Raw genomic sequence first — 11,395 nt, 5'->3', positions numbered from 1 at the left:
CGAAGTGCGCCGCCACTTCCCAAGCCGGCTCGGCGGGTTCACCGTCACCGGCAAGGGGAGCTTCCCGCTGGTGCGCCGCCACGCCAACGACTATCACGCCGGTCGGGTGGTGCTGCTTGGCGATGCTGCCCACACCATCAACCCGCTGGCGGGGCAGGGGGTCAACCTCGGCTTCAAGGATGTGGCCTGCTGGGCTGATCTGCTGCAAGGAGCTGGCGCCGACTGGCATCAACTGGCGTTGGCCGAGCGTTACGAGCGGCGCCGTCGTCCCGACAACCTGCTGATGCAGTCGGGGATGGATCTCTTCTACGGGGTATTCAGCAACGAGATTGGCCCGCTCAAGCTGGCCCGCAATCTTGCTCTCAATCTGGCGGACAAGGCGGGCCCGCTCAAGGAGATGGCGCTGCGCTATGCACTGGGGCTGGTTTGACAGGTAGAAACCAGGTAATACGGGCTGAATGCGCGAAGGAGCAAAGGTGATGAACAAGGCACTGCTGGTGATCGATTTTATCAACGACATCGCCCACCCCGACGGGCGCATCGCCGCCTCCGCAGCCCATGTGCTGGAGCAGGATGCCATCGCGCATGCCAATCAGGCGCTGGCCCATGCCCGCGCCAACGGCTGGCTGGTAGTGCTGATCAAGGTGGGCTTTGACGGCGGCTATCAGCTGCAACCCAAGGGGTCTCCCATGTTTGGTCGCGCTCACCAGTTGGGGGCGCTCTCTTTGGCTGACAGCGGCACCGACTTTCATCCTGATCTGGATGTGCAACCCGGTGATCTGGTGCTGACCAAGCCCAGAGTGAGCCCCTTCTATGGCACGGCGCTGGAGCCTGCGCTGCGGGCCAATCACATCGACCACCTCTATCTGTGCGGGGTGAGCACCAGCTGGGCCATTCAGGCTGCGACGCGGGATGGTCACGATCGCGACTACGCCATCACCATTCTGGAGGATGCCTGCGCCGCCGCAGATGCCACCGAGCATCACACCTCGCTGCGGATGCTGGGTCGCATCGCCGAGATCATCAAGGTGTCCCGGCTGGCTTGATCCTTAACGCAGGCAGCACCCGAGCACCATGTTGAGATTGACTCTGCGGCCCCCTGTCGGGCCGCAGCGCTTTTGGGCAACATGATTGTCGGGCAATATAGCGCTCACATGGATAACAACAAGGATGGACAGATGCGTTATCAGGGACGGATCGCGAGCTGGAACGAGGCGCGCGGCTTTGGATTTATTACGCCGGAGCAAAATGGCGCCGAGCAGGCAACCAATGGATCACGCAGTGCAGGGCTGTTTGTGCATGTTACGGCGCTGCAATCAGATGGCCGAGTGCCAGAGCCGGGGGAGCGTGTCACCTATCTGATCGGCAGTGGCCAGGATGGCAAGCCAAGGGCGTTACAGGTCTTTTTCCCCGATCGCCCGCTCACGTTGGCGGATGCAGTGCCCTCGGCCGAATCATCAGCAGCAAGATCGACCGCATCATCAGCGGCGCCATCGTTTCGGGCGGCAAGTCAGCCGCCAAGACCCACTTCTACCAGAGAGCGGAGTAACCCCTATCTACGTCGCAAGAGCAGCTGGAGTGGCAAACTGATCCCCCTGCTGGTGCTCGTCGGCCTCTTTTCCATCTATTCCCGTTTCTCGGCCGATTCGATGGCGCCATTGTCGGTCTCATCTTTCAATCAGGAAGAGATCAGCACCTCGGTCAGCACGCCACAGACAACGACCTTTATTCGTCAGTGTGATGGTCGGCAGCATTGCTTCCAGATGACCTCCTGCGAGGAGGCAACCTGGTTTTTACAAAACTGCCCTGGTACCAAGATGGATGGGGAAGGAGATGGCATCCCCTGTGAAAATCAGTGGTGTGGTCATTAAATGTGACTTATCAGAGACATATGCTCATGATGTGCTCTTGTTATCCGGAACAGGGAAACTGGCCTGAAACCTTGGCGGATAGTGTTCGATGGTGAAATTTGGTCTCAGTTGGCTAAGTGGGAATGGGGTGCTTTACTCTATCTGATGACTTAATTGTTAATAGATGGCGGTATGCCACTTTTGCCACAGGATGGCCACCATGGCGGATGATATACAGACGCGGCAGAGTCACTTCGCCGAGCGAGCCCATCATCTGGCTGCACTGCTGGATTCGCTGGAAGACCAGATATCTGTGATAGATCGGGATGGCGTGATCCATTACACCAATCTCGCCTGGGATCTGTTTGCCGAGCAAAACGGTATGCCAAAGGGATATAACTGGATTGGGGTCAATTACATGGGGGCTTGTGACGCTGAATCCGAGCCCTCTGGATTGGCTGCCGTGGAGGGGATCCTTCGGGTTATCCGTCATCAGCAGGAGAAGTTCTATCTGGAATACCCCTGCCACAGCCCCGACACCCAGCGCTGGTTTATGATGCGAGTCGCGCCGGTACCCGGGCTTGACGCCGAGTATTTTTCCATCGCCCATATCAATATCACCGAGCGCAAGCTGCTGGAGCTGGAAGTTGCCAGCCTCTCCCAACATGATCCCTTGACCGGACTGGCCAATCGGCGGCTGTTCAACAGCTTTTTGCATAACGAGTGGCGGCGCAGCATGCGTGAACATACCCCGCTCTCCCTCATCATGCTGGATCTGGATAACTTCAAGGCGTGCAATGACCATCTTGGTCATCAGATGGGGGATGGCTCCCTCCAGTTGGTGGGCCATCTTCTGCAATCCTTCTGCCAGCGTCCGGCGGATCTGCCCTGCCGTTTTGGTGGTGACGAGTTTGCCCTGATCCTCGGCAATACCGATCGAGATGCGGCCCAGCGGATTGGAGAGGAGATCCGCCAGGCCATCAACGATCTCGATATCGTGGTGGCAAATAATATTCAGCTTAGCGCCAGCATTGGCATTGCCACCTACACGGCAGAGCAACTGCTGGAGGGGGAAGGGGCGTTGCTGGCCGCGGCCGATGCGGCGCTTTATTGCGCCAAGGGGGCGGGTAAAAACCGTAGTCACTGCGCCAGCTGTTGAGCCGCATTGCCGCTTTTGTCCTGCATGCGCCCCCTTGATGGGGGCGCACTGTTTTTTGGCTGGTTACGGTGTTAGCCACCAGCGAGCGTTGGTTTCAGCGCTCGGGCGTGGCTGACACCGGCAAGGGATGGCTGGCGATCACCTGCCTGACGAAGTGATCCCGGATGGGGTCGGCAAAGTCCGGATTCCATACCATGCTGACCTCCCACTCGGAGCTGAGGCCAGAGAGCGGATAGAGGGTGACATCGGGCCCTGCGATAAAGCTGACGCTGCGTGGCAGGATGGCGTTGCCGATGCCCGCCGCAACCAACGCCACCAGCGTCTGGATATCTTCGGCCTCCTGGACCATGCCGGTCAGCCGATTGGCGCCGAGAAAACCGGCGATCTGCTGGCTGAGCCCAGGGCAGCGGTGGCCCACCATCTGCAACAGGGGTTGACTGGTCAGTGCCTGCTGGACGTCGAATGCGGCCGGGTCTGGCTCGGTCATCCGTGTCGGCACCGCCAGCACCAGCCGGTCGATCAGCAGTCTGTGTTCCTGCAACTGCGGCACCTGCGGTCTGCGCATAAAGCCCAGCTGCAACTGGCCGGAGAGCAGCTGCTCCTGCTGGATGGCTGAGGGCATATCCTGTAGATGGACCATCACGTCCGTGACCTGCTGCTTGAAGCGGGCGACCAGCGAGGGGGCCAGCGCGAAACTCGACAGGCCAAACCCAATCTTGAGCCGACCGGCCACGCCACTCGCCACTGCCAGCGCGTGACGTTCAAACTCCCTGCCGTGTTTGACCAGTGCGCTTGCCTGAGTGAGCAGCTGGGCGCCGAGCGCCGTCAGCTCGGCGCCGTGGCGGCCCCGTTTGAACAGGGTGCAGCCCAGCGTCTGCTCCAGCCCCTGGATCTGCTTGGTGAGGGCCGGTTGGGTGATAAAGAGGCGGCTGGCCGCTTCCCGGTAGTTGGCGGTGTCGGCCAGCGTCACAAACGCCTGCAATTGCCTCAAGTCAAATTTCATTCCAATTTGTTATCAAAGGTGGCCATTTATTGATTATAAATTATCTAATCGCCTTGTTCTAATGGCTCGGCAAGGGGGGAATCGCCCTCCTCTGAACCGGAACAAGGAGCCATATCATGTCTACCCAACGCTATCTCTTTTTGATCAAGGGCAAGCTGGTGCTGGCCCAGCCATTGGCGGCCCCGGAGACGGGGGCGCTGCTCGCCAGCCTGCTGCAACAGGGGTTTGTGGTCGGCCCCTTGCAAGTGTGGGCTGGCAGTGCCGAGCAGGCGCTAGCCTGTTATGAGCGTGCCGCCCAGCAGCAGGCCTTTGCCGATGCGCTCTCTGGCTCTCTGCCCGAGCTGGCCGGGGTGTCTGTATGAGAGCCTGTATGAATGCTGGCATGAACACGATCACCCTGTCGGTATCCGCCCTGCTGCTCGATATGGATGGCACCCTGGTCTGCTCGACAGGCGATGTGGAGAAGGTGTGGCGGCTCTGGTGTCAGCATCATCAGCTGGCCCCCGAGCCGGTGCTGGCGATGTGCCACGGTATGCGCTCGCGAGAGGTGATCCGGGCGCTGGCCCCGCAACTGGATGTCGAGCGGGAGGCGGCGCGCCTCGACGAGCTGGAGATGGAACATACCGGTGGCGACGCCATCTTTGGGGCTGGCGAGTTGCTGCGCCGCTTGCCGCCAGAGCATTGGGCCATTGTGACCTCCGCCAGTGAGCGGGTTGGTCGCCATCGCCTGAGTTGTGCCGGTTTGCCGCTGCCCCATGTACTGGTGGGGGCCGAAGCTGTGATTAATGGCAAACCCGATCCCGAGCCCTATCTGCTGGGGGCTGAGCGGCTTGGCGTCTCGTCCGATTGTTGTCTGGTGTTCGAGGATGCCCCGGCCGGTATCGAGAGCGCCCTGAACGCAGGCTGCACCGTGGTACAGGTGGGGGGCGATGCGCCGCTCAATCCGGCGGTGGTGGCGGTGATCCGCGACTGGCGCGAGGTGAAGGTGGAGTTGGAGGAAAGCGAGTCCCTGCTGGTGATGCTGTCGATGCAGGGCGCCAACAAAGAATGACGGCGCGAGAGCTCTGGGAGTTGAATTAGGGGGCTGAGCCTGATGGCTGGCGGTCAGTTACTCAGGCGTATGTGGCTCTTGGTCGCAAAAGTTATAGACGGTCCACACCGATTATCTTCCGGGCGCTTACCTGTAGTGGGTTCCCTGTCAACCGGGGATAAAAAACCGTCTACAGGCGACCGGATTGATCGCCTGCAGATGGAGCGGGTTTAGCTGAACAGCAGGTAGGAGAGGGTCATGCAGCAGATGATGCCCGAGATGATGGGTACCGAGGTGCGCTTGATGATCTCGATGGGGTTGCTGCCGGTGATCGAGGCGATGACGATGATCACCGCGGCGACCGGCGACATGGAGCGGATCAGGTTGGCGGTGAGCTGCATCGGCAGGGCCACCGCCACGCTGTTGACCCCGACCTTCTCGGTGATCTCGGGAATGATGTTGATAAAGGAGTAGAAGACCGCCAAACCGCTGCCGCTGATAAAGCCGATCAGCGCCGCCGTGCCGGAGAAGAAGAACATCAGGATGGAGCCGACGCCGTCGATGTGCTTCACGCTCTCCACCAGGGTGTCTATGATGCCGATGGCTTTGAGCCCCTCCACCAGCATGCTGGCCGCAACGATGAGCGAGACCACCTGAGCGAGACCTGTGCCCATGCCGGTGAAGAAGATGGCGAACTCCTTGCTGGTCTCCTTGATATTGCCTTTGCGCAGCAGCTCCACCCCTATGGTGAGCAGCAGACAGACGAAGGTGATCTCCACCAGCCCGAGCGAGATATGGGTAAAGCAGATGCCGAACAGCAGTACCAGCACCAGCGGCAGCACCGGGAAGAGGCCGTAGTAGGCGGGTGGCAAGCCGGTGGGCACGGCGAGCGACTCCTCTTTTTCCTCCAGTCCGCCGCGCGCCTGCTGGCGCTTGTCCATCGCCTTTTGCCAGAAGTAGTGCACCACCGCCATCAAGGCCAGCGTCGGCAGCGAGATGGGGGCGTGGTAGGAGACGATGTACTCCACCAGCGGGATCCCCAGCTTCTGGGCGGCCAGCACGTTATCGGCCCCCAGCGGGCTGGGCATGATGGTGGCAGTGGTGGCAATGACGGCCCCCGCGGTAAGGGAGGACATGTTCGACGCCTTGAGCACCGGATAGAGGGTCGCCATCAGCAACACCGCCAGACTGGCAGCGCTCGGCACCACCAGCGAGAGCAGATTGCCCAGCAGGAAAATCACCGGCACCAGCAGGTAGGGGGAGCGGATGCGACTCAAGGGGCGGGTCAGCAGCATGACGGTGACATCGTTGGCGCCGATGTGGCTCATGTAGCTGGAGAAGCCGAACAGCACCATGATGGTGAGGCCGACATTGCCCATCTGGCTGATGAAGATCTGCTTGATCTGGACGAAGGGATCAAGCCAGCTGAGGCCGCTGCTCTGCGCCGCAGGCAGCAGCGGGTGGCCCAGTCCGACGGCGGCAAACATCAGCAGCAGTCCAGCACCAAACAGCACTATCTTGGCATCGTAGTTTTTGGCGATGAGATAGCCGCAGATAACCAGGATCAGGGTGCTGACAATTATTTCCAGCATGTTTCCAACACTCTCTTCTTGATGTGAATGGGCCAGCGGGCTGGCGGTTCGTGATCAGATGGCGCGGGCAAGGGTCTCCATGCACCAGGCCCTGAATCCGGGCACGTCGATATCGAGGCACACCTCGGCATTGGGCGCTCGCTTGAGCCGGTTGTTGATATCCACCGAGGTGGTGCCCAGAGTGTGTTCACCCCGGGTCTCGATGGCCACATGGCAGGCCGGGGTGATAAAGAGGTCGGGGCGCACCAGATAGGCGATGGCGCAGAGATCGTGCATCTTGAGCCCGGTCTGCATGCTGCCGCCGCGATAGTGGCCGAACAGGGCGTGGAGCATGGCGCCAGTGCGGTTGAGGGCGGGCAGCGCCGCAATCATCTCGCCGGTCAGGGTGGCCCGGCTGGTGACATCGAGCCCGCACATCACGATGGGCAGGCCGCAGCTGAAGACGATGTGGGCCGCCTCGGGATCCACGTAGATATTGAACTCGGCATTTGGGGTGTGGTTGCCCCGACCGGCCGAGCCGCCCATCAGCACGATCCGCGCGATCTTCTCCCGACACTCGGGGTACAGGGTGAGCAGCAGGGCGATATTGGTCAGCGGCCCGATGGGCACCAGCGTCATGGGTTGTTCGCTGGCGAGCAGGGTGGCCTTCATGGCTTCGACGGCATGCATCGGCAGCGGCTGTTGCCCGGGCTCGGCAAACTCGTAACCATCGAGACCGGAGTGGCCGTGGATATGGCTGGCATTGTCGAGGGGGCGCACGAGGGGCTGGCTGGCCCCCTGTGCCACCGGCACCTCTTGGCCGAAAAAGTGCAGTAGGCGCAGAGCGTTGCGGGTGGTCTTGCTGACATCGACGTTGCCGGCGACCGTGGTGATGAGCGCCAGCTCGATCCCGGGATGAAACAGGGCGGCGGCGATGGCAACGGCATCGTCGATGCCGGGGTCGGTATCCAGAATAATGGCGACAGGGTTCACGCTGTTCTCCTCGAGGTTAATCGGCTTGGCTGGCATCGTGGGGCCAGCAGCAGATGAAGGGGTCGACAATCTCGCGGGTCAGGCCATCGGTGAGGCCGAGATCGGTCAGATGGGGCCCCGCATTGCAGGCAAGACAGGTTCCTTCGATGGCCTTGAAGACCCGATAGGGGGGCTCCCACTCCACCACCTTGCCGCTCACTTCGCGCAGAGCGTGGAAGCTGGCGGCCAGCTCGCTGGCTGGCAGGTCGGAGAGCATGCCGGCGATGGGCATGGCAACGTGGGCCAACACCTTACCCTGCTGGACGACCGCCATGCCGCCTCCGCTGGCGATCAGGGTGTTGGCGGCCAGCATCATCTCTTGCGGGTCGCGCCCCAGCACCACCAGATTGTGGGAGTCGTGGGAGTAGCTGGTGGCGATGGCTCCTTGCAGCTCGCCCCACCCCTCCAGCAGTGCCAGCCGGGTTCCCGCCTGATGGCGACCATGGCGGTGTTGCACAGAGATGAGGCTAAATCCCGCTGGCACGATGACCTGACCATCCCGAACCTCAACCTCGGTTTCACTCCACTGGGTGAAGCGAGCCCCCTTGATGGTCTTGAAGCGGGCCCGTCCCGCAGTCAGCCCGGGTACCCGGATGATGAACTCCTCCAGCGTGCGCAGGGGGATCTGCATGGTATCGCGCGGCGCCTGACAACCAGCGACAGGCTCGGAGGGGTTGAGAATGGCGCCATGGCGGGCGACCCGCATGCCGCCGCTGTAGACGCAGATCGGGTTGAGATCGGTGAGGTTGTCGAACACCACCAGATCGGCGTTGCGGCCAGCGGCAACCAGCCCCAGATCGTTGCGCTGCAGGCGGATGGCGGCGTTGAGGGTGGCCATCCGCAGCACGTCGGGCACCGCCAGCCCCAGCTCAGCCAGCAGCTTGACCAGCGCAATCATACCCCCCTTCTCCAGCAGCATGTCGGGCGGCACATCGTCGGTACAAAGAGTGATTTGGGAGGAGAGGTGGGGCAGCTGTTTCAGCGCCGCGACGATCTCCGGCAGCAGATAGGGGTGGGAGCCGCGCAGCTGGAGGGTGAGCCCGGCCCGCAATTTTTCCAGCGCATCGGCAGCCGAGGTGAGTTCGTGATCCGAGCTGACCCCGGCAGCCAGATAGGCTTGCAGCCGGTGACCACTAAGGCCCCGAGCGTGTCCCTCAATCAGGGCATTGCGCTGCAAACCGGCGTGCAGGATGCCGGTCATCCGCTCGCTGCCGCCCAGCACCCCCTGCATGTCCATCACCTCGGCGATCCCCGCCACCTCCGGCCACTCCAGCATGGTGGCCATCTCGGGGCCGTAGAAGTCGGCCCCCGACATCTCGAGACCCGGCGTCGAGGGAACGCTGGAGGGGGCGGCGCAGATGACCCGCAGCGGCAGATTGCGGCTGGCGTCGATGGCGTAGCGCACCCCCGCCAGCCCGAGTACATTGGCCAGTTCGTGGGGATCCCAGAAGATGGTGGTGGTGCCCTGCGCGACCACCACATCGGCGTAGCGCTCCGGCGTCAGGTGGGAGCTCTCCACATGGACATGGCTGTCGATAAGACCGGGCGAGAGATAGGCGCCGGCCAGATCGTGGGTCTCGCGTGCCTGCTGGAAGGAGCCGACCGGATGGACGCTGGCGATCAGCGGGCCGACCAGCCCCACGTCGACGGGGCGGATCTCGCCGGTCACCATGTCGATCAGGTTGGCGTTGGTCAGCAGCAGATCGAAGGGGGCTTCGCCGAGGGCTGCCTGCACGGCGCGGCGGCGCAAGTTGAGGGATGCATCTTGTTCACACATGAAGGAGATGGCCTGACAAGGGGAATAATGGGCCCACTTTAGGGAGGGGATTGGCCCGTGCATAGCGCAAAGAATTTATAACTGGATAAGAAAGGGTTATGCTGCTGCAAACGTTTTTCTCCGGTTGTCGATTTCATGTCCGAACCCTGGCGCCGTCTGCCTGCGCTCTCTCTCAAGCAGATCCAGTATTTTGTCACGCTGGCCCAGCTGCGCCACTTCACCGAAACGGCCAATCAGATGGCCATCAGCCAGCCTGCCCTGAGCAGTGCCCTGCGCCAGATTGAATCTGTACTCGGCGGCAAACTGTTTCACCGCACCGCGCAGGCGGTCACCCTGACCGAACAGGGGGAGGCAATCCTGCCTCACGCCAAGGGGCTACTCAATGTGGCCCATGCCGCTTTTGCCGATATGCAGCAGGTGATGGTCGAAGGGGGCGATGGCACCCTGCGCATCGGTCTGATCCCGTCGGCCTGCACCCTGATGTTTCCGCTGGCGGCCGCCCGTCTGCAGCAGCAGTTTCCGGGCTTGCGGGTCGAGTTCCAGGATCACACCAACGACGGTCTGCTGCTGGCGCTGGCCGAGGGATCACTGGATGCAGGGATTGGCGTGCTGGATGGCGAGTTGCCCGATTCGCTGGAGGTGACGCCGCTGCTGGACGATGCGCTGGTGGCGGTGATCAACCGGCAGGATCCGCTGGCAGCGGAGGAGGCCATCAGCTGGCAGACGCTGATCCGCCGCGACATCGCCCTCTTTGCCAGAGGCAACGTCAGCCGGCAGGTCAACTGCCTGGCCCAGAGCCAGTTGCCCGGGCTCAAACCCAGATACACCACAGATTATGTCGAGACACTCTACGGCCTGGTGCGCTCCGGGCTGGCGGTTGCCATCCTGCCCGGGCTCTATGCCGCGAACCAGTGCGATCCCCAGCTCAAGGTCGTGGCGCTGCACGAACCGGTGCTGAGTCGCACGTTGGCGCTGATGTGGGCGAAAGGACTCTCCCGATCAACTCGCATCGACGAAGGGAGAGCCCTGCTGCGCGGCACCATTATCGAACAGCTAAGTAGCCAACACGGTTGAGGCTGGCACGAGGTGAATGTGGAGCCGGGGGAGGCGTCCCTGTTGGTGACGCTGCTCGCCTGAGCGGTGGATAGAGCGTATTACGACCGCAGATTGCGGTATGAACCATCGCCATCAACACTGCATGCCGCAATAAAAACGCCCCCGAGATGCGGGGGCGTTTTGCTTTCTCAACGGTTATTTGAAAACGCGGAAACGGGTGGCATCGTCGATAAAGGTTTTGTCACCGGCCGGTTGCTTGATACTGCCAAAGGGCATCTGGGCACGCAGCAGCCAGCTGGCGGGCAGGTTCCACTCCTTGCGTACCGCCTCGTCGATCAGCGGGTTGTAGTGCTGCAGGGAGGCACCGACTTTCTCCTGCGCCAGCGTTGTCCAGACCGCAAACTGGGCGATGCCGGTGGCATGTTCCGACCAGATGGGGAAGTTGTCTGCGTAGAGGGCAAATTTTTGCTGCAGATCCTTGATGACATCGGTGTCTTCGAAGAACAGCACGGTACCAAAGCCTGCGCGGAAGCTGCCATCTACCTTGGCCTCACTCTGGGCGTAGGCCTCCGGCGGCACAATCTTTTTCAGCTCGGCTTTGACGATATCCCACAGCTTGTGGTGCTGGGCGCCAAACAGGATGACGGCACGGGAGCTCTGGGAGTTGAAGGAGGAAGGGCTGTGTCTGATGGCATCCTGGATCAGGGCCGTCAGCCGCTCCGGCGTGTGGGACACCTGGTCGCCCAGGGCATAGATGGTACGACGTGCTTTGATCTGTTCGATAAACGGACTGCTCATAACATCTCCTTGTTCTGCTTGGCGTTGCAGCCGGTGATGGACGGTTTGTCCAGCGCCTGCCGAATCAGGTATAGACTATAACACCCGCGATGCAGAGCGGGGTTAACCCGGGGTAACTA

At 61.6% G+C, this 11,395-nt stretch carries 12 protein-coding genes; 7 read left to right on the top strand and 5 right to left on the bottom strand.

Annotated elements, in window-relative coordinates:
• The 4 genes from L972_RS20830 to L972_RS10245 form a co-directional block, all read left to right on the top strand.
• Positions 1-430 (top strand): FAD-dependent monooxygenase (locus tag L972_RS20830; RefSeq protein WP_047438231.1); only part of this gene is annotated, 430 nt, incomplete at its 5' end.
• A 49-nt stretch (positions 431-479) separates the two neighbouring features.
• Complete coding sequence (locus tag L972_RS10255) at positions 480-1,046, top strand: cysteine hydrolase family protein (protein WP_047438019.1); 567 nt, start codon at positions 480-482, stop codon at positions 1,044-1,046.
• A gap of 132 nt (positions 1,047-1,178) precedes the next feature.
• Entirely contained in the window at positions 1,179-1,871 is a 693-nt protein-coding gene (locus L972_RS10250) for a cold shock domain-containing protein (RefSeq protein WP_047438017.1), read from the top strand.
• A gap of 199 nt (positions 1,872-2,070) precedes the next feature.
• Positions 2,071-3,009, top strand: coding sequence for a sensor domain-containing diguanylate cyclase (locus L972_RS10245; RefSeq protein WP_005335125.1), 939 nt, complete (start codon positions 2,071-2,073; stop codon positions 3,007-3,009).
• Positions 3,010-3,103: 94 nt separating this feature from the next.
• Here the strand turns inward: L972_RS10245 and L972_RS10240 are convergent, their stop codons facing one another.
• A complete protein-coding gene (locus L972_RS10240) occupies positions 3,104-4,012 on the bottom strand; it encodes a LysR family transcriptional regulator (RefSeq protein WP_047438015.1) in 909 nt (302 codons plus the stop codon).
• Positions 4,013-4,128: 116 nt separating this feature from the next.
• On the opposite strand from L972_RS10240, the gene L972_RS10235 reads away from it, so the two are divergent.
• The gene (locus tag L972_RS10235) at positions 4,129-4,374 is read left to right on the top strand and encodes a hypothetical protein (protein WP_047438013.1); all 246 of its coding nucleotides are present in this window, start codon (positions 4,129-4,131) and stop codon (positions 4,372-4,374) included.
• Positions 4,375-4,394: 20 nt separating this feature from the next.
• Complete coding sequence (locus tag L972_RS10230) at positions 4,395-5,063, top strand: HAD-IA family hydrolase (RefSeq protein ID WP_047438207.1); 669 nt, start codon at positions 4,395-4,397, stop codon at positions 5,061-5,063.
• A gap of 209 nt (positions 5,064-5,272) precedes the next feature.
• Here L972_RS10230 and dcuC read toward each other — a convergent pair whose 3' ends face one another.
• Genes dcuC through L972_RS10215 form a run of 3 tightly spaced genes read right to left on the bottom strand, consistent with a single transcriptional unit; the run spans position 5,273 to position 9,422 of the window.
• Positions 5,273-6,634 carry a C4-dicarboxylate transporter DcuC gene (dcuC, locus tag L972_RS10225; protein WP_047438011.1) on the bottom strand — a complete coding sequence of 454 codons (1,362 nt, stop codon included), beginning with the start codon at positions 6,632-6,634 and terminating at the stop codon, positions 5,273-5,275.
• Positions 6,635-6,688: 54 nt separating this feature from the next.
• Positions 6,689-7,606, bottom strand: coding sequence for a ribonucleoside hydrolase RihC (gene rihC / locus L972_RS10220; protein ID WP_047438206.1), 918 nt, complete (start codon positions 7,604-7,606; stop codon positions 6,689-6,691).
• A 16-nt stretch (positions 7,607-7,622) separates the two neighbouring features.
• Complete coding sequence (locus tag L972_RS10215; RefSeq protein ID WP_047438009.1) at positions 7,623-9,422, bottom strand: adenine deaminase; 1,800 nt, start codon at positions 9,420-9,422, stop codon at positions 7,623-7,625.
• 135 nt (positions 9,423-9,557) lie between these two features.
• Between L972_RS10215 and L972_RS10210 the strand changes: the two genes are divergently transcribed.
• Positions 9,558-10,496 carry a LysR family transcriptional regulator gene (locus L972_RS10210; protein ID WP_047438007.1) on the top strand — a complete coding sequence of 313 codons (939 nt, stop codon included), beginning with the start codon at positions 9,558-9,560 and terminating at the stop codon, positions 10,494-10,496.
• Between the two features lie 177 nt (positions 10,497-10,673).
• Here the strand turns inward: L972_RS10210 and L972_RS10205 are convergent, their stop codons facing one another.
• On the bottom strand, positions 10,674-11,276 hold the full coding sequence (locus L972_RS10205; RefSeq protein WP_047438005.1) for a nitroreductase family protein: 603 nt from the start codon (positions 11,274-11,276) through the stop codon (positions 10,674-10,676).
• Positions 11,277-11,395 lie beyond the last annotated feature (119 nt).

Source organism: Aeromonas sp. ZOR0001, from assembly GCF_000801015.1.
Taxonomy (GTDB): domain Bacteria; phylum Pseudomonadota; class Gammaproteobacteria; order Enterobacterales; family Aeromonadaceae; genus Aeromonas; species Aeromonas veronii.
This window is presented reverse-complemented; position numbering and strand designations above follow the sequence as displayed.